The sequence below is a fragment of the Rathayibacter sp. AY1C6 genome, from assembly GCF_002931535.1.
Classification (GTDB): Bacteria; Actinomycetota; Actinomycetes; order Actinomycetales; family Microbacteriaceae; genus Rathayibacter.
The window spans coordinates 14,194-35,886 of record NZ_PSWC01000010.1; the positions used below are offsets into that span (position 1 = coordinate 14,194).

Consider the following 21,693-nt stretch of genomic DNA (forward strand, 5'->3'; position numbering starts at 1 on the left):
CAGGGGTCAGGAGACAGGCGGCGCGACGAGGATGTCGTCCCACTCCAGAGCACGCTCGAACAGGAAGCCGTGCCGCTCGTAGAGGCGGCGGGCGTCGCTGCGCTTCAGCACGTCGAGCCGGAAGGGCAGACCCGGCCGCGCCTCCTCCGCCATCACCCGACGCAGGACGGCGCCGCCGACTCCGCGTCCCTGTGCGTGCGGCGCCAGGTAGAAGTGCTCGATCCAGACCGCGTCCGGCTCGACCCGCGCGGCGATGCTCCCGGCGAAGGCGCCGTCGAGCTCGATCACCCGGGTGAGCTCGGGCCGGTAGCCGTCGAGGAAGCGGTGCCGCACGCGGTGCTCGTCGTAGCGGTCGAGCGTCTCGAGCGACGGGCGCATGACGACCGCGCGCAGCTCGGCGATCGCCGCGGCGTCCTCCGAGGTCGCGGGGCGGAGCGACCAGCCGGCGTCGTCGGCCACGGTCAGCGGCCGCGGGGCTTGCGGGTGCGCCGCACCGCCGGCGCGGACGCCTTGGCGCGGGCCGGCTTCTTCTTGCCGCCGCCGGCCCTCTCCGCCTTCTCGCGCGCCTCCCGCGCCTTCGCCTTGGCGGCCTTCGCCCGCGACTCGACCTTCGGCGTCGCGGCGGTTCCGCGCGTGGTGTTCGCGCTGCGGCCGCGGACGACTCCGATGAAGTCCTCGACGTCGTCGCCCTTGTCGTCCGTCACCCAGGCGAGGCGGACGGAGGAGGGAGCGACGCCGGTCACCGGCACCGCGGTGACGTCCTTGCGGCTGTGCACGCGCGCCACCGACTGCGGCACGATCAGCACGCCCACGCCGGCCGCGACCTGCTCGACCGCGTCGTCGAGACCGGCCATGCGCGGCAGCGGGCGCCGCGAGCCGTCCGCGAGCTCCTCGGCGACCGCGGCCCACTCGGGCACGTCCTCCGGGTCCTGGAGGAGGTGCTCGCCGGCCAGCTCGGCGACGTCGAGCTCCTCCGCGGCGGCCAGGACGTGCTCGCGGCCGACGACGGCGACGGGCTGCTCGTCGTAGAGGTGGATGGAGCTGAGGGCGGAGGAGGAGACGTCGCCGCGGACGAACGACAGCTGCGCGCGGCCGTCGAGCAGCGCCTGCTCCTGATCGCGCTCGGCGACGACGGTGATGCGCAGCGGGAGATCGGAGCGGCGCTGGCCCCAGACGCGGGTCCACTTGGTGGGGGTGACGCCGGGCACGAGGGCGACGGCGAGCACGGGGCCGTCGGGGACGGCGTCCTCGGCGTCGGAGTCGGCGTCGTCGGAGTCGGCGTCGTCGACATCGCTGTCCCCGGCGTCGCTGTCCTCGGAGTCGAGGTCGTCGGAGTCGCCGTCCTCGGAGTCGCCGTCGGTGTCGTCCGACTCGGTTCCGGCTCCGGCGCCGACCGCGCCCGATCCGGCCGACGCGTCGACAGCCGCCGCGTCCGCCCCGCCCTCCGGACGCCCCTCCGCCTCGGGAGCGGCCTGCGGGTCGACGGTCTCGGGCTGCTCGCTCATCCCCTCAGGGTAGGTGGTCCGCGCCGCGCCGGTAGGGTTGCCGCATGGCCAAGGCGACACAGACGATGAAGGCTGCGACCGCGGCGAAGAAGCTGCAGGTCTACCTGCCCGCGACCCCGGAGGAGTTCCAGGAGTCGGCGATCACGCGCGAGCAGTACGACGAGCTCGCCGCGAATCCGCCCGCCTGGCTCGTGCAGCTGCGCGAGGAGGGGCCGCACCCCCGCTCCGTCATCGCCTCCCGGCTGAACGTCTCCATCTCGGGGCTCGCCCGCGGCGGCGTCACCGAGGCGCTGACCACTCCCGAGATCCAGGCCCTGCTCGACGAGGTCCCCGAGTGGCTGCGCGTCGAGCAGAACCGCTACGCGGAGGTCCGCCGCGAGCAGGCCCGCATCAAGTCCGAGCGCGCCGCCAAGGCCGCCGACTGACCCCACCCCCGCCTGCAGGACCCCGATCCGGCGCGGGCGACGTGGCCTGCGGACCGGAGCGGGATCCCGCCGAGGGGAGCCGCGCGGCTACTGGTTCGAGAACGCGGCGTCGAACGACGCGGTCGGGGTCCTCCAGAGCAGCGAGCGGATGAAGCCGACGGCCTCCTTCGCGCCGTGGAGGCGGTCCATCCCGGCGTCCTCCCACTCGATGGAGATCGGGCCGGAGTAGCCGATCGACTCCAGCGCCCGGAACGCGTCCTCCCACGGGACGTCGCCGTGCCCCGTCGAGACGAAGTCCCAGCCGCGGCGCGGGTCGCCCCAGGGCAGGTGCGAGCCGAGCACGCCGGCGCGGCCGTTCTTCGGGCGCAGGCGGGTGTCCTTGCAGTCGACGTGGTAGATCCGGTCCTTGAAGTCGACGATGAAGCCGACCGGGTCGATGTCCTGCCACATCATGTGCGACGGGTCCCAGTTGAAGCCGAAGGCCGGGCGGTGCCCGATCGCCTCGAGGGTGCGCACGCTCGACCAGTAGTCGTAGGCGATCTCGGACGGGTGCACCTCGTGCGCGTACACCACGCCGTTCGCGTCGAACTCGTCGAGGATCGGGTTCCAGCGGGTCGCGAAGTCCTCGTACCCCTCGTCGATGACGGAGGCCGGGACCGGCGGGAACTGCGCCACGTAGGGCCAGATCTTCGAGCCGGTGAAGCCGACGACCACGTCCACGCCGAGCTTGCGGGCGACCCGCGCCGAGCGCTTCATGTCCTCGGCGGCGCGCTGCCGCACCCCCTCCGCGTCGCCGTCGCCCCAGGTGTAGTCGCGCACGAGTGCCTTGTGGCGGAAGTCGATCGGGTCGTCGCAGACGGCCTGGCCGGTGAGGTGGTTCGAGATGGCGAAGACCTCGAGGCCGTAGCGGTCGAGGATCTCCAGGCGCGAGGCGGCGTAGGCGTCGTCCTCGTCCGCGCGCTTGAGGTCGAGGTGGTCGCCCGAGGCCGCGATCTCGAGTCCGTCGTAGCCCCACTCGGCGGCGAGTCGGGCGACCTCCTCGAAGGGCAGATCGGCCCACTGCCCGGTGAACAGCGTCACGGGGTGGGTGGCGGGGTAGGTCTTCTCGTCGCTCATGCGGCGATCTCCGTCCGGTCGTCGGCGGCGGGCACGGTCACCCAGGCGCCTGTCTCGGCCGCGTCGAGCACGGCCTCGGTGATGCGCGCCGCGCGGAGGCCGTCGGCGAAGGTCGGCAGACCCTCCACGTCGGCGCCCGCCACGGCGGCGTAGGTGTCGCGGGCGAACGCCGTGAAGGCGTCCTGGTAGCCCATCGGATGACCGCTCGGCACGATCGAGAGCCGGGCCGCATCGGGCGCGAGGATCGAGGCGTCGCGCGGCACCAGCAGGGCGCTGTCGCGCCGGCCCACCCACAGCGTCTCGGGGAGCTCCTGCTCGAAGCGCAGCGACTCCTCCAGCCCGGACACCTCGAGCACCAGCTCGTTGCGGTGGCCCGCGGTGACCTGCGAGACGAGGAGCGTGCCGACGGCGCCGCCCTCGAGCCGGACGATCAGGCCGGCCACGTCCTCGGTGCTCACCGGGCGGCCGCCGCGCTCGGCGTGGACGGTGCTCGTGATCGCGGCGAGTGAGTCGATCCGGTCGCCGGTGACGAACTCCAGCAGGTCGACCAGGTGCGAGCCGATATCGCCGAAGGCGCGCGAGCGGCCGCCGGCGGCCGGGTCGACGCGCCAGTTGTCGTCGGAGGCGCCCAGCAGCCAGTCCTGGAGGTAGCTCCCGCGGACGGTGACCAGGCGGCCGGTCTCGCCGGAGGCGACGCGGGCACGGGCCTCGCGCACCATCGGGTGGAAGCGGTAGGCGAACGGGACGGTCGCCACCACGCCGGCGGAGGACGCGGCCGCAGCGAGCGACTCCGCCTCCCGCAGCGTCGCGGCGAGCGGCTTCTCGCAGACCACGTGCTTGCCCGCCTCGATCGCCGCGAGCGCGAGTGCGGCGTGCGTGGCGTTCGGGGTGCAGACGTGCACGAGGTCGATGCTCTCGTCCTCGATCAGAGCCCGGGCGTCCGGGTAGGCGCGCTCGACGCCGAGCTCGGCCGCGGCCCGCTCGCCCTTCTCCGGGGTGGAGGAGGCGACTCCGGCGAGCACCGCTCCGGCGCTGCGGGCCGCACGGCTGTGCACGGCCGCCATGAAGCCGCCGCCGAGCACGCCGACGCGCAGGGGCGCGGGCATCAGGAGAGGGTCGCTTCGGTCGGGTCCCAGCTCTCGGGCAGTGCGGGGCGGGGCGTCACGGAGCTGGTGACGAGGACCTTCTCGCCGGTCTCGGCGGCCTCGAGGAGCGAGAGCATCACGTCGGTGACGTGGTACGCGAGGTCTCCGGAGGCGGCCTCGGGGCGGTCGGCCCGGATCGCACGGGCGAGCTCGAGCACGCCGGTGCCGCGGGAGGCGGTCGAGCCGGTCGCCGCGATGACCTCCGGCTCGGCGGACCCGCGGCGGTGCAGGGTGATCTCTCCGTCGTGCTGGTTCGGGTCGGGGAGGACGAGGGTGCCCTCGGAGCCGTTGATCTCGACGAAGCCGGTGCGCGGCAGGCTCGACTCGAAGCTCCACACCCCCTGGGCCGAGGCCCCGGACTCGAAGCGGAGCAGCCCGCCGATGTGCGTCGGGATGGTCACCGGGAACTCGGTGCCCTCCTTCGGGCCGGAGCCCACCACGCGGGTGGCGCGGGCCTGGGACGAGACGGCGGTGACGCTCTCGACGGGGCCGAGGTTCTGCACGAGCGTGGTGATGTAGTACGGGCCCATGTCCAGCAGCGGTCCACCGCCCTCGGCGAAGAAGAACTCCGGGTTCGGGTGCCACGACTCGGGGCCGGGGCCCTGGAAGAGGGTGAGGGCCGAGAGCGGCGTGCCGATGGCTCCGCTCTCGATCACGCGCTGCGCCGTCTGGAGGCCCGCGCCCAGGAAGGTGTCGGGAGCGGTCGCGACGCGCAGCCCCTTCTCCTTGGCCAGCGCGAGCAGCTCGATCCCGCTGTCGCGGTCGAGCGAGAAGGGCTTCTCGGTCCACACGTGCTTGCCCGCCTCGACCGCGCGGCGCGCGACCTCGACGTGCGCGGCCGGGATCGTGAGGTTGACGACGATCTCGATGCCCTCGTGCGCGAGGAGCTCCTCGACGGTGCCGGAGGCGGGGACGCCGAAGGCCTCGGCCTGGGTCCTCGCCCGCTCGAGGTCGATATCGGCGACGAAGAGCACCTCGAGGTCGGGGAAGACGGTGAGGTTGGTCAGGTACTGGGTGCTGATGTTGCCGGCGCCGATGACGCCGACGCCCACGCGGCCGGTGCCGCTCATGCGCCGAGCCCCGAGACGTAGCGGTGGGCCGACTCCAGGCCCTCGAAGATGTCGCCGGCGTAGGCGTCGAACTCCAGCACGGGCAGGGCCTGCGGAGCGGCGGCGAGGATCGCCGGGACGTCCATCGCGCCCTCGCCCGCGGGCAGCTGCTCCTGGGTGTCGGCCGAGATCGGGCCGTCCTTCACGTGCAGGAAGCGCACCTGGTCGCCGAGGCGTCCGAGCACCTCGACCGGGTCGTCGCCGCCGACGGCCGCCCAGTAGGTGTCGAGCTCGAGGACCATGCGCGGGTCGAGGAGGCCCGCGAGGTGCTCGAAGGCGCTGCGGCCGTCGACGCGGTTCTCGAACTCGAAGGCGTGGTTGTGGTAGCCGAGCACCAGGCCGCGGGCGGCGGCGGAGTCGACCAGCGCGTTCAGCTCGTCGGCGATGCGGGCGACGTCGTCCGCGGTGGTCCAGCGGGTCGGGTCGACGAAGGGGTCGATCACGGTCTCGACGCCGAGCGAGGCGGCCGTGTCGAGGATCTCGTCGACGGTGGCGTCGCCCTGCGGGCCGAGGAGGCGCGCGTGGGCGCTGGGAGCGCGCAGTCCGCTGGCCGGGAGCGCCGCGCGGTAGGCGTCGGCCAGGTCGACGAACCCGAAGAGCTCGACCGTGGTGAAGCCGATCGCCGCGAGGCGGTCGAGGGTGGCGGGCAGATCGGCCGCGAGCGGCTCGCGCACCGAGTACAGCTGGACAGAGAGGTCTGGGGGTGTGGCCACCGGTGGGGCTCCTGATCGCATCGGAAGGTGTGCCTCGAACCCTACGCGGACTTTTGCTCACGGACAAGCAAAACTAGCCCTGCGCGCCCGCCAAGTCGGGCACCCGCCGCACAGAAGCACGGGCGCTGTGGTTGACTCTGGCCATGTCCCCGCGCCGCCGCATCACCGTCAGCGCGGTCGGCGAGCTCCTGCTCCTGCTGGCCGACGGGGCGCCCCGGACGCGGGCCGACGTGGTCGCCGAGACGGGCCTGCCGCGCGCGGCCGTCTCCGCCCAGCTCGACGTCCTCACCGCCTCCGGCCTGGTCGCACGACAGGACGACGCCCCCTCCTCCGGCGGCCGTCCCGCCGCCCGCGTGGCCTTCGACCCCCGGGCGCGCAGCCTCCTCGCCGTCGACCTGGGCGCCGCGCACGCCGTCGTCGCCCTGACCGACCTCGACGGCACGGTCCTCGCCCGCCGCCGCGAGAGCATCGCCATCGCCGACGGCCCCCTCGCCGTCCTCGGCCACGCCCTCGACGTCGCCGCGGCCCTGCTCGGCCGGACTCCGGCCGCCGGCCCGCTCGCGGGAGTCGGCGTCGGCGTCCCCGGACCCGTCGAGCACGCGACGGGCCGCCCGGTGAAGCCGCCGATCATGCCCGGCTGGGACCGCTTCGACATCCCGGAGTTCGTCGGCCGCCGCCTCCCCGTGCCCGTCCTCGTCGACAACGACGTGAACCTGCTGGCGCTCGGCGAGCACGCCGACCACTACGCCGACGTCGACGACCTCCTCTACGTGAAGGTCTCCACCGGCATCGGAGCCGGGATCGTCAGCGGCGGCGCCCTGCAGCGCGGAGCCCTCGGAGCGGCGGGCGACCTGGGCCACGTGCAGGTCCCCGGCGACCGCGGCGAGGCCGACCTCGAGGCGATCGCGAGCGGCTCGGCGATCGCCCGCCGCCTGACCGAGTCCGGGATCGACGCCGCCAGCACCTCCGACGTCGTCACCCTGCTGACCGGCGGGGACCCCACCACCGTCGAGCTCACGCGCGCCGCCGGCCGCGACATCGGCGAGGTGCTCGCCACCTGCGTGAACCTCCTGAACCCGTCCGTCATCGTCGTCGGCGGCAGCATCGCCCAGGCCAGCCACGAGGTCCTCGCCGGGGTCCGCGAGGTCGTCTACCGCCGCTCCCTCCCCCTGGCGACCCGCGCGCTCGACATCGTGCAGGCCGCGGCCCAGGGCGGAGGCGTCCGCGGCGCCGCCCTGATGGTCCGGCGCCACCTCCTCTCCCCCGCGCACGTCGACGCCTTCCTCGACGCCTGAGCCGCCGGCGCGAGCCGTCGCGCCCCGGTGAGACGCCGCGGGTCGGCGTGCCGATTCGACCGGGCGCCGCAGGGGGCAGAGAATGAATCGGTGCCCGACCTGCAGCTCTCCTTCCCCTGGGAGACGCAGCCCGTCTTCACGGACGCCGAGCCCCCGCACCTCCGGAGGGTCGTCGCCGACTCCTCGGACCGCGTCGCCTGGCTCCGCGCCCGCTCGCGCGGCATCACGGCGACCGACGTCGCCCGCCTCTCCTCCCCCGCCGCGATCGGCAAGGCAGCGCTCGACAAGCTCTACGGCACCGGCTTCGGCGGCAACGCCTTCACCGACCACGGCCGCGCCCGCGAGCCCGAGATCGCCGCCTGGGTACGGAGCGAGCACGCGATCGAGCCCAGCAGCACCCTCTTCCACGCGAGCCAGGAGCGGCGCCACCTCGCCACGCCCGACGGCATCGGCCTCCGCGAGGACGGCCGGCTCGAGCTCTGCGAGATCAAGACCACGACGAAGCCGTGGCGGAGCATCCCGCGCCACTACCTGCGGCAGGTCTTCTGGCAGCAGTACGTCCTCGGCGCCGAGCGCACGCTCGTCGTCTGGGAGCAGCACCGCGACTTCGTGCCGATCGAGGGCGAGCCGAACTCCCGCTGGGTCGACCGCGACGAGGACGAGATCCACATCCTCGTGCGGCTGGCGGGGATGCTGATGGCCGAGCTGCACGAGCGGACGCGCGCCCGGTGACGGTCCTCCTCCTGCACGGCCTGGGCGGCGACCGCTCCCAGCCGCTGGGGCTGCTGCGCTCCGCCCTCCCCGCCGGCAGCGAGGTCATCGCTCCGGACGTCCGCGCCCACGGCGCCTCCGAGCTGCTCGGCGCGCCCGGCGACTTCGCCCTCGAGGCGCTCGCCGACGAGGTGACGGAGGAGGTCGTGCGCGCCGGAGCCGCGCACAAGCCGCTCACGGTGCTCGGCATCTCGATGGGCGCGGCGATCGCCCTGCGCCTCGCCGTCCGACGCGTGCTGCCGATCGACCGCGCCGTCTTCGTGCGCCCCGCCTTCACCGCCGAGCCGCTGCCCGAGAACCTCACCGTGTTCCCCGTCATCGCGCAGCTGCTGCACGACCACGGCGCGAAGCGCGGCGAGCGGATGTTCCGCGCCTCGGGCCTGTTCGCGCGCGCCGCCGAGGTGTCCCCCGCGTCGGCGGAGGCGCTGACGCTGCAGTTCCGCTCCCCGCGCGCGGCCGAGCGCGCCGTCCGGCTCGCCCAGATCCCGCGGAACGCCGCCTACCGAGACTCCGGAGAGCTGGGCGAGGTCATCGCGCGCACCCTGGTGATCGCGGCCGAGCGCGACCCCGTGCACCCGGTCGAGGTCGCGGAGGCGTGGGCTAGGGCTCTTCCGGATGCGGACTGCGAGCGGGTGCCGTCGCGGGACGAGGGCTTCGCCGCTCAGCAGGACCGGATCCGCGGGCACGTCCGCGGCTGGCTCGCTCAGCGCTGAGGTCCTCGAGCGCGAGCACCAGGCCGACGAACGCGAGCCAGAGCACTGCGATCGCCGTCGCCACGAACTCGAGCGTCCCGCCGAGCCGCAGCCACACGCGCAGGAGCGACAGGATCCCGCCCGTCCCGGCGACGACCGCCACCGAGATCCCGGCGGCGAGCGAGAGCCGCGCGACCGCAGGGCGCCCCCGCACGGTCGCCAGCTGGAGCATCGCGGCGCAGGCGGCCCCGAAGCCGAGCACGGCGGCCGAGGTGTGGATGAGGTCCTGCCAGCGGAAGGCCGGCCCGACCGGCAGCGGGCAGCCCGCCGTGCAGGTCACCTGCGAGGCGAGCGCGAAGCAGGCGGCCGCCAGGAGGATCGCGCCCGCCGGGCGGAGGGCGGGGAGCAGGCGGGCGCGCACCGGCCAGGCGCCCGCGGCGATCAGCGCGCCGCCGGCCGCCACGAGCAGAAGAGCGGCCTCGAAGGCGCCCGCCGTCGGCAGGTCCGGCGCGCCCATCTCGCTGACGTAGACCCAGCGGCTGGTGCCGATGCTGATCCGGGCGGCCAGGAGGACCACGAGCCCGGCCAGGACAAGGAGGGCACCGCCGACCAGCAGGGTACGTCGGCGTCGCATCCCCTCATCGTGCCAGACCGGGCGCCCGCGGCTCCGCGCGCCAATCTTCTCCCGAGGGTGACACCCCCGTAACAGCGCCGACTCATTGCCTCGATTGACTGGTCGCGGCGTCGGATGCGGAAATCGGGGGCGACGTCCTCGGCACGCTCCACCCGCACGCCTCAGCGACAGGAAAGGCGACGATGCACACCAGCGCGCTCGGGCACGGCCTCGCGATCGGCGAGATCCCGGAGGAGGTCGTCCTCCCCGACACGATGACGGCGGCGGTGATCGACGCGCCGGGCGACGCCTCCGCCCTGCACCTGGCGACCGTGCCGACACCCTCCGCCATCAACGCCGAGTTCACCGTGAAGGTGGTCGCGGCCGGCGTGAACCCGCTCGACGCGAAGACGCGCGCGGGCCAGGGGGTCGCCTCGCAGATCGCCTCCTACCCTGCGGTCCTCGGCCACGACTTCTCGGGCGTCGTCGCCTCGAGCCCCTACCCGGCGCATCCGCTGCGGCCGGGCGACGAGGTCTACGGCTTCGTCATGGTGCCGCGCTTTTCGGGCTCCTACGCGGAGTACGTCAGCGTGCCGAGCGTCTCCATCGCGCGGAAGCCGTCGACGCTCTCGCACGTCGAAGCGGCCGGCGTCCCGCTCGCGGCGCTCACTGCCTGGGGCATGGTCGTCGAGCTCGCCAAGGCGCACGAGGGCCAGCGGATCCTCATCCACGCCGGGTCGGGCGGAGTCGGCCACTTCGCGGTGCAGTTCGCCGCCTACTTCGGCGCCTCGGTGATCGCGACCGGCTCGACCCGCAACCTGCAGTGGCTGCACGAGCTCGGCGCCGCGCAGGTGATCGACCACACCGCCGAGCGCTTCGACGAGCTGCTGTCCGGCGTCGACGTGGTCATCGATCTGGTCGGCAACGTCCACGACGACACGGGCTCGCGCTCGCTGAGGGTCCTCCGCCCCGGGGGCCTGATCGTGAACGCGCCCACCGGGAGCTGGCCCGGGTTCTTCGAGGAGGCGGCCGCTGCGGGCGTGCGCGCCTCCACCTACCGCGTCGCTCCCGACGGGGCGACCCTCGGCGTGGTCTCGCGCCTTCTCGAGTCGGGCGACGTCCGCGTCTTCATCGACGGCATCTTCCCCCTCGCCCGCGCCTGCGAGGCGCACGAGCAGCTCGAGACGGGCCACACCCGCGGCAAGATCGTCCTCACCGTCTCCGAGGGCTGACCTCGGCGAGATGCCGCTCCGGTACGCCACGCGGAGCGTGTCGCGTACCCGGGCGGCGTCTCGCGGGGAGGGTCAGGAGAGAGCGCTCGAGGACGAAGTCGTCCTCCCAGCGGTCGCCGACGAGGAAGCGCTTGCGGCCGACGACCGCGAAGCCGTGCTTGGAGTAGAAGCGCTGAGCGCGCGCGTTCTCCTCGTTGACGCCGAGCCAGACGCCCGCGGCACCGTGAGCCCGCGCCTCCTCGAGGGTCGCGGCCATCAGCGCGGCCGCCGCTCCGGAGCCGTGCCGGCCGGGCAGGAGGTAGAACTTGCTGAGCTCGACGGTCGGACGCAGCCGGATCGCCGCGACGACGTCGGCGTCGGCGGGCTCCCCGCGCACGAGCATCGCGTAGCCGGTCAGCGCGCCGGAGTCGTTGTCGACCAGGAGCGAGCGGAGCGGATCGGCGAGGTGGTCGCGGAAGCGCTCGACCGAGAGCACGGTGCGCACGAACTCGGCCTTCGCCTCCGCGGTGGTGTGCGGCGGGCAGGCCAGCGGGAAGGTCGCGGCGGCCAGCTCGGCCAGGGCCTCGGCATCGGCGGCAGACGCGCGGCGGACGGTCACGGGAGGCGCGGCGGAGCGGAGCGGCGGATCACCGGTCCAGTATGCCGGGACGACGAAGGAGGGGGCCCGCCGAAGCGGACCCCCTCCTCACGTCAGTGCGTGCCCGGCTCAGGCCAGGACGTTGACGTCCAGCGGGATGCCGGGGCCGAAGGTCGTCGAGACGGCGGCCTTCTGGATGTAGCGGCCCTTCGAGGAGGACGGCTTGAGGCGGAGGATCTCGTCGAGCGCGGTCTTGAAGTTCTCCTGGAGCTGCTCCTCGGAGAACGCGGCCTTGCCCACGACGAGGTGCACGTTGGCGTGCTTGTCGACGCGGAACTCGATCTTTCCGCCCTTGATCTCGGTCACGGCCTTCGCCACGTCCGGGGTCACGGTGCCGGTCTTCGGGTTGGGCATGAGGCCGCGGGGGCCGAGCACCTTTCCGAGACGGCCGACCTGGCCCATGAGCTCCGGGGTCGAGACGGCGGAGTCGAACGAGGTGTACCCGCCCGCGACCTTCTCGATGAGCTCGGCGCCGCCGACCTCGTCGGCACCGGCGGCCAGCGCGGCCTCGGCGGCCGGACCGGTCGCGAACACGATGACGCGGGCGGTCTTGCCCGTGCCGTGGGGCAGGATGACCGTGCCGCGGACCATCTGGTCGGCCTTGCGGGGGTCGACACCGAGCTTGAGGGCGACCTCGACGGTGCTGTTGAACTTGGCGGAACCGGTCTCGCGGGCGAGCGCGACGGCCTCGTCGGCCGTGTAGAACTTGCCCTCTTCGAGCTTGGCCGCGGCGGCCCGGTAGGCCTTCGACTTCTGTGCCATGTTGTTTCTCCTTGAAACGAGAATGTGGTTCTAGAGCCTGGCGGGCTCTCCCACGGGGGTGATGGAGTTCTAGTGGTGCCGCGATCGCGGCCGTGACTGCTGCTCGCGGGAGGCGGAGAGGTCGTGCAGAGGCGTTTCCGGACCGGGCGTGCGACCCCGCTGAGGGGCCGCCGTCGGGTTCTCGAGGCTTCCGCGGTGGGTCCGCGCCGGTGGGCGCGTCGCTCCCGCCGTCGAGCAGCGAGTCGCGCTACTCGACCGTGATGCCCATCGAGCGGGCGGTGCCGGCGATGATCTTCGCGGCGGCGTCGATGTCGTTGGCGTTCAGGTCGACCTGCTTCGCCTCGGCGATCTCGCGGACCTGCGCCTGGGTGAGCTTCGCGACCTTCACGGTGTGCGGGGTCGAGGAGCCCTTGGCGACGCCGGCGGCCTTCTTGATGAGCTCCGCCGCGGGCGGGGTCTTCAGCACGAAGGTGAACGAGCGGTCCTCGTAGACGGTGATCTCGACGGGGATGACGTTGCCGCGCTGCGACTCGGTCTGCGCGTTGTACGCCTTGCAGAACTCCATGATGTTGACGCCGTGCTGACCGAGCGCCGGACCGATCGGGGGCGCGGGGTTGGCCGCGCCGGCCTTGATCTGGAGCTTGATCAGGCCGGTGACCTTCTTCTTGGGGGCCATTCTGATTCCTTTTCTCAGGGTTCGAGCGGTCGGGGGCTCCCGGCCGCTCTCCCGCGCATCCGACGGTGCCGGATCGCGGTGGAGGAGGGTCGTCCGGCGCGCACAGAGGCGGGCGCCGACACGAAAACCCGTACGAGCTTACACGAGCGGGGCCACCCCCGACAGGGCGGAGGAGGGGCCGACGCCCGGGGGCGCGTGGGGCGGTGCCGGAGGGGGCGCCGCCCGGAACGGCGAACGCCCCCTCCGACGTGCGGAGGGGGCGTTCATGCGGCGCGGAGGCGACGCGTCAGAGCTTGGTGACCTGGTCGAACGACAGCTCGACCGGGGTCTCGCGCTCGAAGAGCGAGACGAGCACGGTGAGCTTGCCGCTCTCGGGCTTGATCTCGCTGATCGAGCCGGGAAGACCCGCGAACGAGCCCTCCTTGATGGTGATGGTCTCGCCGATCTCGAAGTCGACCTCGGCGGGCAGCACGCGCTGGGCCTGCTTCTGGCCCTTCGCGCCGGAGGTCTTCGAGGGGGCGACGTCCTTGATCTCGACGAGGCTCTTCAGCATCGTGAAGGCCTCCTCGAAGCGCAGCGGGGTCGGGTTGTGGGCGTTGCCCACGAAGCCGGTGACGCCCGGCGTGTGGCGGACGACCGACCACGAGTCCTCGTTGAGGTCCATGCGCACCAGCACGTAGCCGGGGATGCGCACGCGGGTGACCATCTTGCGCTGGCCGTTCTTGATCTCGACCACGTCCTCCATCGGGACCTGGACCTCGAAGATGTAGTCCTCGGCCTCGAGCGAGACCTTGCGGTTCTCGATGTTGGACTTCACGCGCTTCTCGAAGCCGGCGTAGGAGTGGATGACGTACCACTTGCCCGGCTTGCCGCGCAGCTCGGTGCGGAAGGCCTCGTACGGGTCGATGTCGGCGAGGTCCTCACCGGCGGCCTCGGCGTCCTCGGCGGCGACCTCGGCCTCGTCCTCGACGGCCTCGAGGGCCGCTTCGGCCTCCTCGACGGTGTCGATGTGCGCGGCCTCGTCGACCGCGGAGTCGGCCTCGGGGTCGTCGACGGAGCCGATGGCGTCCAGCGCTGCCTCGAGGTCGGAGGCGAGGTCGTCCTCGGACTCGTTCTCGTCGATGATGCTCAGCGCACCCTGCTCGGCGGGCTCGACGGCGTCCTCAGCCTGCGACTGGACGTCGCCCTCCTGCTCCTCCTCGACCTCCGACGACTGCTCGGCAGCCGTCGCCCAGTCGACGTCGTCGCGGTTTCTGTCAGACACTCGTCACAACTCTCTCTCGATCGATCGGTCGCGCCCCTCGGGGCGCGTCCCGCTGTCGCCGGCACCCTCCGCTCGCGCGGCCCGGATGCTCTCGGGTCAGGCGGCGGGTGTGCCGAACACGTACGTCACGGCCAGGGCGAACACCCAGTCGAGGAAGGACACCAGCGCCATCATGATGACGACGAAGATCAGCACGACCACGACGTAATTGCCCAGCTCCTTGCGGGTGGGCGTCACGACCTTCTTCAGCTCGGCGATGACCTGCCGGATGAAGAGGGCGATGCGCGCGAACGGGTTGCGCCGCGCGGCTCGCTGCTGATTGGCGATCGCGACGACGTCCTCGCTCGGCTCGTCGACTGCTTTCCCGGCCACCTGCACGCACCTTTCCCGCACCGGAACCTCCGGTGTGGCCGACCGCCCGTCATGGGCGGCCCTGGACCGATGACCGCAGCGTCGCGGGGACCGCGTGCGACGGGCATCGATGTGCAGGGCGGACAGGGCTCGAACCTGCAACCTGCGGTTTTGGAGACCGCTGCTCTACCAATTGAGCCACCGCCCTATGGATGCCGTTGCGAGCATCCGAGGAGGAGACCGACCCGCCGCCCCACCGCCACGACCCTCGCGGGCGCTGTGGATGAGGGCAGAGATCGACTACCTCGGACGAGTGTACGTGGACCCGCAGGGCGTGTCCAGCCGAGCGGCGGGGGGCCTCGGAGCCCCGTGCGCGCGCAGGATACGCTGGCCGTCGTGTCCTCCACCACGCGCATCTCCGCCCGCATCGCCGCCATCGCCGAGTCCGCCACTCTGAAGGTCGACGCCAAGGCGAAGGCCCTCCAGGCCCAGGGCCGCCCGGTCGTGTCCTACGCCGCCGGCGAGCCCGACTTCCTCACTCCCGAGCACATCGTCGAGGCCGCCTCGGCCGCCGTGCTCGACCCGGGGAACTACCGCTACACCCCCGCGGCGGGCCTCCCCGACCTCCGCGCGGCCATCGCGGAGAAGACGGCGCGCGACTCCGGATGGGCCGTCGACCCCTCGCAGGTCGTGGTCACCAACGGCGGCAAGCAGGCCGTCTACCAGGCCTTCCAGACCCTCTTGGACGACGGCGACGAGGTGCTGGTGCCGACCCCGTACTGGACCACCTACCCGGAGGCGATCAAGCTCGCCGGCGGCGTGCAGGTGGACGTGTTCGCCGGCGCCGACCAGGGCTACCTGGTCACGGTCGAGCAGCTGGAGGCCGCGCGCACCGAGCGCACCAAGGTGCTCCTGTTCGTCTCCCCCTCCAACCCCACCGGCGCCGTCTACTCGGCCGAGCAGACCCGCGAGATCGGCGAGTGGGCCGAGGAGCACGGCCTCTGGATCATCGCCGACGAGATCTACCAGAACCTCGTCTACTCCGCCGGCGACCAGGACGACGCGAGCCCGCTCGAGCACGCGACCTCGATCGTCGAGGCCGTGCCGGCCCTGCGCGACCGGACGATCCTCGTCAACGGCGTCGCGAAGACGTACGCGATGACCGGCTGGCGCGTCGGATGGATGGTCGGCCCGGCCGACGCGATCAAGGGCGCCTCGAACCTGCAGTCGCACCTCTCGAGCAACGTCTCGAACATCTCGCAGCGCGCCGCGATCGCCGCCCTCACCGGCCCGCAGGAGCCGGCCGAGGAGATGCGCCTGGCCTTCGACCGCCGCCGCCGCACCATCGTCGCCGAGCTGAACGCGATCGACGGGATCGAGTGCCCCACCCCCGGCGGCGCGTTCTACGTCTACCCCGACGTGAACGGGCTGCTGAACCGCGAGTGGAACGGCACCACCCCGACGACCTCCCTCGAGCTCGCCGACCTCATCCTCGAGCAGGCCGAGGTCGCCACCGTCCCCGGCGAGGCCTTCGGTCCGAGCGGCTACCTCCGCCTGTCCTACGCCCTCGGCGACGACGCGCTCCTCGAGGGCGTGCGCCGCTTGCAGCGGCTCTTCGGCACCGTTTAGCCCTCCTCCGCCTGCGCCGTCGATCGGCAGCGGCGGCTCGACGACGGGGGTGCGTCGCAGAGAGCGGGGTGCGCAGCGCGGACGACGATCCGTGACGCGCGGATCGCCGATCGCCGCTCGACCGTGCCGCACGGTGACGGCGGGTACTGCGACGGGCCTGTCCGACAGGTGAGGGGTGCGTGGCATCTCGGGGCGGGGAGGGCAAGAGGGAGGCGGAAATCGGGAATCACTGTCGCCGGAGGGGTGCGACAGGGCACGCTGTGACGATGAGCGAAGACCACGCCGTCCGAGTCCGCGACCTGCGGAAGGACTACGGGGGCGCTCCGGCGGTCGCGGGAGTCTCCTTCGACATCCACCGGGGCGAGACCTTCGCGCTCCTCGGCCCGAACGGCGCCGGGAAGTCGACGACCATCGAGATCCTCGAGGGCTACCGCGACCGCTCCGGCGGCGAGGTGTCGGTGCTCGGGGTCGACCCGCGCCACGGCGACCTGGCGTGGAAGGCGCGTCTGGGGATCGTCCTGCAGTCCAGCGGCGAGTCCGGCAACGCGACGGTGCGCGAGCAGATCGCGCACTTCTCCAGCCTCTATCCGCGACCGCGCGACGTCGACGAGACCATCGAGGCCGTCGGGCTGACGTCCAAGGCCCGCTCGCGCATCGGGCGCCTCTCCGGCGGCCAGCGCCGCCGCGTCGACGTCGCCCTCGGCATCATCGGCCGTCCCGAGCTGGTGTTCCTCGACGAGCCCACCACGGGATTCGACCCCGAGGCCCGCCACTCCTTCTGGGACCTGATCGCTCTGCTCAAGAGCGAGGGCACGACCATCCTGCTCACCACCCACTACCTCGACGAGGCCGCCCGCCTCGGCGACCGCGCCGCCGTGATCTCCGGCGGGCGGCTCCTGGCCATCGGCCCGATGAGCGCGATCGGAGGGGACGAGGCGCGCGTCCCGATCGTGCAGTGGCGCGAGGACGGCGTGCTGCACCGGCTGCGCACCACCGAGCCCGCCCGGACCGTCGCCGAGCTGCACGCCCGGATCGGGGAGCCGACGGCGCTCGAGGTCGTCCGCCCCAGCCTCGAGGACATCTACCTCGACCTCATCCGCGAGGACCGCGACGCGGTCGACCTGATCGGAGAGCCCGCGTGACCGCCGTCGCCACCCGCCCCCGCACCCTCTCCACCGGCCCGGGACGCACCGTCCGCCTCGGACTCGCCCGCGCCCGCTACGAGATCCGCTCGTACTTCCGCGCTCCGGACCAGGTGTTCTTCACCTTCCTCTTCCCGGTGCTGCTCCTGACGATCTTCTCGGTCGCGTTCGGCGACACCGCGGTGATGCAGGCGAACCCGCAGGACCCGGGCATCCCGATGGCCGAGTACTACGTGCCGGGCCTCGCCGCGGCCGGGATCCTGCTCTCGGGCGTCCAGAACCTGGGCGTCGACATCGCGGTCGAGCGCGGCGACGGCACGCTCAAGCGCCTCGCGGGGGCACCGCTGCCGGTCTTCAGCTACTTCATCGGCAAGTTCGGCCAGGTGCTCGTGACGAGCCTCGCGCAGACGGCCCTGCTGCTCCTCGTCGCGGCGACGGTGTTCTCGGTCGAGCTGCCCACCGACAGCGGGCGCTGGGCGACCTTCGCCTGGGTCTACCTGGCAGGAGTCGCGACGTCGGCCATCCTCGGCATCGCCGTCTCCGCGCTGCCCCGCTCGGGCAAGAGCGCGACCGCCGTGATCGTGCCGCCGCTGCTCGTGCTGCAGTTCATCTCGGGGTCGTACCTGTCGTTCACGACGCTGCCTGACTGGCTGCAGAACACGGCGAGCGTCTTCCCGCTCAAGTGGATCGCGCAGGGCATGCGCGCCGTGTTCCTGCCGAGCGGGTTCGAGGAGGCGGAGGTGAACGGGTCCTGGGACCTCGGCGGCGTCGCGCTGGTGCTCGGGATCTGGCTCGTCGTGGGGCTCGTCGCCTGCCGCTTCGGCTTCCGCTGGATCCGCCGCGACAGCTGAGCCGCAGGAGGCCGCGGCCGGAGGGCGCGCGTCCCCGGGATCGCGGGGCCTGCGCGCGCAGACCGCGCGGACTCAGACCGCGGTGCCGACCACGACGGGCTCGGGGTGCAGCAGCACGCCGAACTCCGCCAGGACGCGGCCCTGGACGTACCGGGCGAGCTCGGCGACCTGCTCGGCCGTCGCTCCTCCGCGGTTGGTCAGGGCAAGGGTGTGCTTGCTCGACACGGCGGCCCGCGAGCCGGGCAGGGCGAAACCGCGCGAGACGCCGGCGTGCTCGATCAGCCACGCGGCGCTGAGCTTCACCAGGCCGTCGGCGCGGGGAGGCACGGGCAGCCCGACGGGCGCTCCTGCCTCGACCGCGGCGAGCGGGGTGATGACGGGCGCCTCCGCCGTCGGCTCGACCGGCCAGCGCGGCGCCTCGGGCGGCAGGGAGTCGGCGAACGCGCTCGTGACGAGGGGGTTGGTGAAGAAGGAGCCGGCGCTCGCGGTGTCCGGGTCCTCCGGATCGAGGACCATGCCCTTGCCCGCACGCAGCGCCAGCACGGTCTCGCGCACCCGCGCGAGCGGCACGCGGTCGCCGAGCGCGACTCCGAGCGCCGACGCCAGCTGACCGTAGGCGACGGGAGTGCCGTCGCCCTCGGCGCCGACCTCCTCGAGCGCGAACTCGACGGCCAGCACCGCGCCCCGGCGGCCCTGCTTGATCACGGAGGTGCGGTAGGCGAACTGCAGCTCCTCCGCCGTCAGCCGGACGGGCTCGCGGGCGCCCTCGTCGAGGAAGTCGACCGCGACCAGCGTGTCCGACAGCTCCTGGCCGTAGGCGCCGATGTTCTGCACCGGCGACGCACCGACCGTGCCGGGGATGCCGCTGAGAGCCTCGAGGCCCGCCCAGCCGCGCTCCACGGTCGTCGCGACGAGGCCGTCCCACGACTCGCCCGCCTGGACCCGCAGGAGCACGCGCCCCGGCTCGTCGGAGGGGAGCCGCTCGACGCCGGTGGTGCGCACGCGCACGACCGTGCCCTCGACCCCGTCGTCGCCCACGAGGAGATTGGAGCCGCCGCCGAGCAGCAGCCACGGCTCGTCGTCCGACCACAGGCCGACGAGCGTCTCGACCAGCTCCGCCTCGGTGGAGGGCTCGACGAGGCGCTCGGCGGGTCCGCCGACGCGGAGGGTGGTCAGGGCGGAGAGCAGCGGCGCGGAGGTCACGCGAGTCGGACCCGTGCCTGGGCCTTGCCGAGGACGGACTGGCCCTCGACCGAGACGGCGAGGTCGACGCGGACCCAGCCCTCCTCGGCGTTCACAGCACCGATCCTGGCGACCACGTCGATGGCGGCGCCGTCGCGCGGGTCCACCACGACGGGGCGGGTGAAGCGCACCTGGTAGTCGACCACGCGTCCGGGGTCGCCGACCCAGTCGACGACGACCTGCACCGCGATGCCCATCGTGAGCATGCCGTGCGCGAGCACGCCGGGCAGGCCGACCTCGGCGGCGACGTCGTCGCGATAGTGGATGGGGTTGAAGTCGCCCGAGGCGCCCGCGTAGCGCACCAGGGTGCCGCGGTCGATCGGGAAGCGGCTCTCGGCGACGACCTGGCCGACGCTCAGCTCGGCGAGAGCGGGCAGTGCGGTGCTCATTCGTCTCCCCTGACCACGAGGGTCGAGATCGCGGTGACGACGTGCTCGCCGCTCGCGTCGACCATGCGGGACTCGGTGGTGACCATCGAGTGGGCGCCGAGCTTCTTGATGGCGGCGACCGAGAGGGTCGCGGTCAGCTCGTCGCCGGCGACGACCGGACGGGACAGCACGAAGCGCTGGTCTCCGTGCACGACGCGGCTGAAGTCGATCCCGCCGTCGGGCTCGGCGAGCAGCTGCTGGAGCGTGAACTCCTGCACGACGACGGCGAAGGTGGGCGGAGCGACGAGGTCGGGGTGCCCGGCGGCGCGGGCGGCCTCGACGTCGTGGTGCAGGGGGGAGGTCGCGGAGACGGCGCGGGCGAACTCGCGCACCTTCTCGCGACCCACCTGATAGGGCTCCGTGGGCGCGAAGACGCGCCCGACGAGTTCGGGGTTCACTGGCACCCGGCCATACTAGGCGCTGCCGTCGCGGGGCCCTCGGGGCTCCGGAGGCGCCGCCTGTGGCCACCCGGGTATGACCACCGGGAATTTCCCATCCCTGTATGGCTGACCCGCGGCCGAACTTCTCCGAAGCTGGCGGGCATGTCGACACCCACTCCCGAGCGCGACTGGGCGACCTACGCCCGCGAGCTCGGCACCAACATGCACCGGGCCCGCATCGCCAAGGGCGCCAGCCAGGAGCGGATCGCCCACGCGGCCGGGCTCGCGGGCTACACCTACCAGAAGTTCGAGAAGGGCGAGTCGAAGCCCGGCTCGCCCGCGAACCCCACGCTGCACACCCTCCTCGCGCTCTGCGAGGCGCTCGAGATCGAGCTGACGGACCTCCTGCCGCCCGACCCGCCGCGCACCTCACGAGGCGCCGAGTAGCCGGAGCACCGCGCCGGCCAGCCGCGACCCCGAGCTGAGATCGAGGTCGACCTCGCCGAGCCCGTCGGCCTCCAGGCGGAGCCTGTCCTCCCCCGACTCCCCCGGGCGGCACAGGGAGACGTGCACCGTCGCGCCCGCGGCTCCGTCTCCACGCGCCCAGAGCACCACCGGGACCGAGCTCGCCGCGGAGCGGTGCAGCCGCTCCGCCGCTGCGACCAGCTCGTCGTGCTCACCCGCGCACCAGCGCGGGCACCCCTCGTCGTTCCTGCCGTCCATCCGCTCCTCCACGTTCCGCACCCCTCGGTCGAGGAGACCAGCCCACCAGGCGGTACCGACACCGAGGGCCCGCCGCGCCCCGATCCCGACCGGGGTGTGGACAGGAGACGGTCGTCCGCCCGTTGTGGAGGAGCGAGGACCAGGGTCCCATACGCAGGTGGTGCCGCCAGGGGTCCGGCACGAAGCACCGGCGCGGTGTCAGCGGTGGACGATCAGCCAGGTCGCGATCGCCGTGGTCGAGCCCGTGTTGACCATGCGGTGCGGCCGCTCGCACGGGAACGTGATGGCGTCGCCCGGCCCGAGGACGACCGACTCGTCCTCGAACTCGACCGTCAGCTCTCCGAGCGTCACCGTCCCCATCTCGAACCCGTCGTGGCGGAGCAGCTGCCGGTGCGCCGTCGAGGTCGAGCCCGGCGGGTAGGTCGACTCGAAGAAGTCGACGGCGTCCAGCGGACGCGGCGCCAGACGGCGGAACAGCACTCCGCCCTCGAGCGCCACGGGCGCCGACTCGCGCGCCCGGACGACCGCGGTCTCGACCGGCGCCGACGCGCCCTGGTCGAACACGGCGGACAGCGGGACCCCCAGCGCGTCCACGAGGGCGATCAGCCGGCCGACCGAGGGCTGCATGGCTCCGCGCTCGATCTGCGAGACGGCGCTCACGGAGATGCCGAGTCGCCCGGCGAGTGCCTTCAGCGACAGGCCCGCCGAGAGCCGCAGCTCCCGCAGCCGGGCGCCGAGTCCGGCCCCGTCCGCGATCGCCCGGGCGGCCGCCTCGTCGGGCGCGGTGTCGTCGGAGGGCATGGCCCGTCCCCTCTCGCGGATCGTCACACAGCCGTAACGGAGCCGAAACGAGCGGCGGCCTCCCGACTCGTAGCGTGGCCCGAGTGAAGTGATGACTTCACTCGGAACGCTCTCCGCGACGCCCCGCCTCCTCGGCCGGACGTCCCGACCACCCTGACACATCCGCTCCGTGCCGCTCTGCGCACGACCGC

The 21,693-nt window shown here is 73.1% G+C and carries 26 protein-coding genes and 1 tRNA gene; 9 read left to right on the forward strand and 18 right to left on the reverse strand.

Going from position 1 to position 21,693, the window contains the following annotated elements:
* Positions 1-6: 6 nt before the first annotated feature.
* Together C5D36_RS07950 and C5D36_RS07955 are read right to left on the reverse strand one after the other, a co-directional pair.
* Positions 7-459 carry a GNAT family N-acetyltransferase gene (locus C5D36_RS07950; protein ID WP_258062891.1) on the reverse strand — a complete coding sequence of 151 codons (453 nt, stop codon included), beginning with the start codon at positions 457-459 and terminating at the stop codon, positions 7-9.
* Positions 460-461: 2 nt separating this feature from the next.
* The gene (locus C5D36_RS07955) at positions 462-1,505 is read right to left on the reverse strand and encodes a LysR substrate-binding domain-containing protein (protein WP_104247771.1); all 1,044 of its coding nucleotides are present in this window, start codon (positions 1,503-1,505) and stop codon (positions 462-464) included.
* 44 nt (positions 1,506-1,549) lie between these two features.
* On the opposite strand from C5D36_RS07955, the gene C5D36_RS07960 reads away from it, so the two are divergent.
* Positions 1,550-1,930, forward strand: coding sequence for a DUF5997 family protein (locus C5D36_RS07960; RefSeq protein WP_104223641.1), 381 nt, complete (start codon positions 1,550-1,552; stop codon positions 1,928-1,930).
* 87 nt (positions 1,931-2,017) lie between these two features.
* Here C5D36_RS07960 and C5D36_RS07965 read toward each other — a convergent pair whose 3' ends face one another.
* From C5D36_RS07965 to C5D36_RS07980, 4 genes are read right to left on the reverse strand one after another with little or no spacing between them, the layout of a single operon-like run.
* Positions 2,018-3,046, reverse strand: coding sequence for a sugar phosphate isomerase/epimerase (locus C5D36_RS07965; protein ID WP_167299019.1), 1,029 nt, complete (start codon positions 3,044-3,046; stop codon positions 2,018-2,020).
* Entirely contained in the window at positions 3,043-4,152 is a 1,110-nt protein-coding gene (locus C5D36_RS07970; RefSeq protein ID WP_104223640.1) for a Gfo/Idh/MocA family protein, read from the reverse strand. Before C5D36_RS07970 ends, C5D36_RS07965 begins: the two co-directional genes overlap by 4 nt.
* Positions 4,152-5,261 carry a Gfo/Idh/MocA family protein gene (locus tag C5D36_RS07975; RefSeq protein ID WP_104234231.1) on the reverse strand — a complete coding sequence of 370 codons (1,110 nt, stop codon included), beginning with the start codon at positions 5,259-5,261 and terminating at the stop codon, positions 4,152-4,154. Before C5D36_RS07975 ends, C5D36_RS07970 begins: the two co-directional genes overlap by 1 nt.
* Positions 5,258-6,013 (reverse strand): sugar phosphate isomerase/epimerase, encoded by a 756-nt coding sequence (locus C5D36_RS07980; RefSeq protein WP_258059739.1) that lies wholly within the window; start codon positions 6,011-6,013, stop codon positions 5,258-5,260. Before C5D36_RS07980 ends, C5D36_RS07975 begins: the two co-directional genes overlap by 4 nt.
* 143 nt (positions 6,014-6,156) lie before the next feature.
* On the opposite strand from C5D36_RS07980, the gene C5D36_RS07985 reads away from it, so the two are divergent.
* The 3 genes from C5D36_RS07985 to C5D36_RS07995 all read left to right on the forward strand — a co-directional run bounded on the left by C5D36_RS07985 (position 6,157) and on the right by C5D36_RS07995 (position 8,792).
* The gene (locus C5D36_RS07985) at positions 6,157-7,308 is read left to right on the forward strand and encodes an ROK family transcriptional regulator (protein WP_104223637.1); all 1,152 of its coding nucleotides are present in this window, start codon (positions 6,157-6,159) and stop codon (positions 7,306-7,308) included.
* Positions 7,309-7,407: 99 nt separating this feature from the next.
* Positions 7,408-8,040 (forward strand): YqaJ viral recombinase family protein, encoded by a 633-nt coding sequence (locus C5D36_RS07990; RefSeq protein WP_104223661.1) that lies wholly within the window; start codon positions 7,408-7,410, stop codon positions 8,038-8,040.
* Positions 8,037-8,792, forward strand: a complete 756-nt coding sequence (locus C5D36_RS07995) for an alpha/beta fold hydrolase (RefSeq protein ID WP_159939686.1) — start codon at positions 8,037-8,039, stop codon at positions 8,790-8,792. The genes C5D36_RS07990 and C5D36_RS07995 overlap by 4 nt, the downstream gene beginning before the upstream one ends.
* Here the strand turns inward: C5D36_RS07995 and C5D36_RS08000 are convergent.
* Positions 8,680-9,405, reverse strand: a complete 726-nt coding sequence (locus C5D36_RS08000; protein ID WP_104223635.1) for a DUF998 domain-containing protein — start codon at positions 9,403-9,405, stop codon at positions 8,680-8,682. The genes C5D36_RS07995 and C5D36_RS08000 overlap by 113 nt on opposite strands.
* Positions 9,406-9,587: 182 nt before the next feature.
* Between C5D36_RS08000 and C5D36_RS08005 the strand changes: the two genes are divergently transcribed.
* A complete protein-coding gene (locus C5D36_RS08005) occupies positions 9,588-10,616 on the forward strand; it encodes an NADP-dependent oxidoreductase (RefSeq protein WP_374953773.1) in 1,029 nt (342 codons plus the stop codon).
* Here C5D36_RS08005 and C5D36_RS08010 read toward each other — a convergent pair.
* The 6 genes from C5D36_RS08010 to C5D36_RS08035 form a co-directional block, all read right to left on the reverse strand.
* The gene (locus tag C5D36_RS08010; RefSeq protein WP_104295585.1) at positions 10,597-11,214 is read right to left on the reverse strand and encodes a GNAT family N-acetyltransferase; all 618 of its coding nucleotides are present in this window, start codon (positions 11,212-11,214) and stop codon (positions 10,597-10,599) included. The two genes, C5D36_RS08005 and C5D36_RS08010, sit on opposite strands and share 20 nt — an antisense overlap.
* A 108-nt stretch (positions 11,215-11,322) precedes the next feature.
* Positions 11,323-12,015, reverse strand: coding sequence for a 50S ribosomal protein L1 (gene rplA / locus C5D36_RS08015; RefSeq protein WP_104257179.1), 693 nt, complete (start codon positions 12,013-12,015; stop codon positions 11,323-11,325).
* Positions 12,016-12,262: 247 nt separating this feature from the next.
* Entirely contained in the window at positions 12,263-12,691 is a 429-nt protein-coding gene (gene rplK, locus C5D36_RS08020; protein WP_104223632.1) for a 50S ribosomal protein L11, read from the reverse strand.
* Between the two features lie 286 nt (positions 12,692-12,977).
* Entirely contained in the window at positions 12,978-13,955 is a 978-nt protein-coding gene (nusG, locus tag C5D36_RS08025) for a transcription termination/antitermination protein NusG (RefSeq protein ID WP_104234235.1), read from the reverse strand.
* Between the two features lie 96 nt (positions 13,956-14,051).
* Positions 14,052-14,327: a preprotein translocase subunit SecE gene (secE, locus tag C5D36_RS08030; protein WP_068208793.1), complete on the reverse strand. Its 276-nt coding sequence runs from the start codon at positions 14,325-14,327 to the stop codon at positions 14,052-14,054.
* 114 nt (positions 14,328-14,441) lie between these two features.
* Positions 14,442-14,514 (reverse strand) — tRNA-Trp (locus C5D36_RS08035).
* A gap of 179 nt (positions 14,515-14,693) precedes the next feature.
* Between C5D36_RS08035 and C5D36_RS08040 the strand changes: the two genes are divergently transcribed.
* The 3 genes from C5D36_RS08040 to C5D36_RS08050 all read left to right on the forward strand — a co-directional run bounded on the left by C5D36_RS08040 (position 14,694) and on the right by C5D36_RS08050 (position 17,928).
* Positions 14,694-15,935 (forward strand): pyridoxal phosphate-dependent aminotransferase, encoded by a 1,242-nt coding sequence (locus C5D36_RS08040; RefSeq protein WP_374953565.1) that lies wholly within the window; start codon positions 14,694-14,696, stop codon positions 15,933-15,935.
* Between the two features lie 266 nt (positions 15,936-16,201).
* Positions 16,202-17,077, forward strand: a complete 876-nt coding sequence (locus C5D36_RS08045) for an ABC transporter ATP-binding protein (protein ID WP_104295612.1) — start codon at positions 16,202-16,204, stop codon at positions 17,075-17,077.
* Positions 17,074-17,928: an ABC transporter permease gene (locus C5D36_RS08050; RefSeq protein WP_104223629.1), complete on the forward strand. Its 855-nt coding sequence runs from the start codon at positions 17,074-17,076 to the stop codon at positions 17,926-17,928. The genes C5D36_RS08045 and C5D36_RS08050 overlap by 4 nt, the downstream gene beginning before the upstream one ends.
* 72 nt (positions 17,929-18,000) lie before the next feature.
* Here C5D36_RS08050 and C5D36_RS08055 read toward each other — a convergent pair whose 3' ends face one another.
* The 3 genes from C5D36_RS08055 to C5D36_RS08065 are packed head-to-tail and all read right to left on the reverse strand — an operon-like array spanning position 18,001 to position 20,002.
* Entirely contained in the window at positions 18,001-19,131 is a 1,131-nt protein-coding gene (locus tag C5D36_RS08055) for a UDP-N-acetylmuramate dehydrogenase (RefSeq protein ID WP_104295586.1), read from the reverse strand.
* Entirely contained in the window at positions 19,128-19,559 is a 432-nt protein-coding gene (locus tag C5D36_RS08060; protein ID WP_104295587.1) for a MaoC family dehydratase, read from the reverse strand. The genes C5D36_RS08055 and C5D36_RS08060 overlap by 4 nt, the downstream gene beginning before the upstream one ends.
* On the reverse strand, positions 19,556-20,002 hold the full coding sequence (locus C5D36_RS08065) for a MaoC family dehydratase N-terminal domain-containing protein (protein WP_104227045.1): 447 nt from the start codon (positions 20,000-20,002) through the stop codon (positions 19,556-19,558). Before C5D36_RS08065 ends, C5D36_RS08060 begins: the two co-directional genes overlap by 4 nt.
* A gap of 138 nt (positions 20,003-20,140) precedes the next feature.
* Between C5D36_RS08065 and C5D36_RS08070 the strand changes: the two genes are divergently transcribed.
* Positions 20,141-20,425, forward strand: coding sequence for a helix-turn-helix domain-containing protein (locus tag C5D36_RS08070; RefSeq protein WP_104223625.1), 285 nt, complete (start codon positions 20,141-20,143; stop codon positions 20,423-20,425).
* Here the strand turns inward: C5D36_RS08070 and C5D36_RS08075 are convergent.
* A complete protein-coding gene (locus C5D36_RS08075; protein ID WP_104295588.1) occupies positions 20,408-20,701 on the reverse strand; it encodes a DUF6907 domain-containing protein in 294 nt (97 codons plus the stop codon). The two genes, C5D36_RS08070 and C5D36_RS08075, sit on opposite strands and share 18 nt — an antisense overlap.
* 198 nt (positions 20,702-20,899) lie before the next feature.
* Positions 20,900-21,502: a helix-turn-helix domain-containing protein gene (locus C5D36_RS08080; RefSeq protein WP_104227043.1), complete on the reverse strand. Its 603-nt coding sequence runs from the start codon at positions 21,500-21,502 to the stop codon at positions 20,900-20,902.
* Between the last annotated feature and the right edge of the window lie 191 nt (positions 21,503-21,693).

Coding starts and splice junctions, on each gene's coding strand:
- rplA (WP_104257179.1), bottom strand. CDS start 12,015: ATGGCACAGAAGTCGAAGGCCTACCGGGCCGCCGCGGCCAAGCTCGAA.
- C5D36_RS08060 (WP_104295587.1), bottom strand. CDS start 19,559: ATGAGCACCGCACTGCCCGCTCTCGCCGAGCTGAGCGTCGGCCAGGTC.
- C5D36_RS07985 (WP_104223637.1), top strand. CDS start 6,157: ATGTCCCCGCGCCGCCGCATCACCGTCAGCGCGGTCGGCGAGCTCCTG.
- C5D36_RS08070 (WP_104223625.1), top strand. CDS start 20,141: ATGTCGACACCCACTCCCGAGCGCGACTGGGCGACCTACGCCCGCGAG.
- C5D36_RS08080 (WP_104227043.1), bottom strand. CDS start 21,502: ATGCCCTCCGACGACACCGCGCCCGACGAGGCGGCCGCCCGGGCGATC.
- C5D36_RS07960 (WP_104223641.1), top strand. CDS start 1,550: ATGGCCAAGGCGACACAGACGATGAAGGCTGCGACCGCGGCGAAGAAG.
- C5D36_RS08045 (WP_104295612.1), top strand. CDS start 16,202: ATGAGCGAAGACCACGCCGTCCGAGTCCGCGACCTGCGGAAGGACTAC.
- C5D36_RS07955 (WP_104247771.1), bottom strand. CDS start 1,505: ATGAGCGAGCAGCCCGAGACCGTCGACCCGCAGGCCGCTCCCGAGGCG.
- C5D36_RS07965 (WP_167299019.1), bottom strand. CDS start 3,046: ATGAGCGACGAGAAGACCTACCCCGCCACCCACCCCGTGACGCTGTTC.
- rplK (WP_104223632.1), bottom strand. CDS start 12,691: ATGGCCCCCAAGAAGAAGGTCACCGGCCTGATCAAGCTCCAGATCAAG.
- C5D36_RS08075 (WP_104295588.1), bottom strand. CDS start 20,701: ATGGACGGCAGGAACGACGAGGGGTGCCCGCGCTGGTGCGCGGGTGAG.
- C5D36_RS08005 (WP_374953773.1), top strand. CDS start 9,588: ATGCACACCAGCGCGCTCGGGCACGGCCTCGCGATCGGCGAGATCCCG.
- C5D36_RS07970 (WP_104223640.1), bottom strand. CDS start 4,152: ATGCCCGCGCCCCTGCGCGTCGGCGTGCTCGGCGGCGGCTTCATGGCG.
- C5D36_RS07975 (WP_104234231.1), bottom strand. CDS start 5,261: ATGAGCGGCACCGGCCGCGTGGGCGTCGGCGTCATCGGCGCCGGCAAC.
- C5D36_RS08000 (WP_104223635.1), bottom strand. CDS start 9,405: ATGCGACGCCGACGTACCCTGCTGGTCGGCGGTGCCCTCCTTGTCCTG.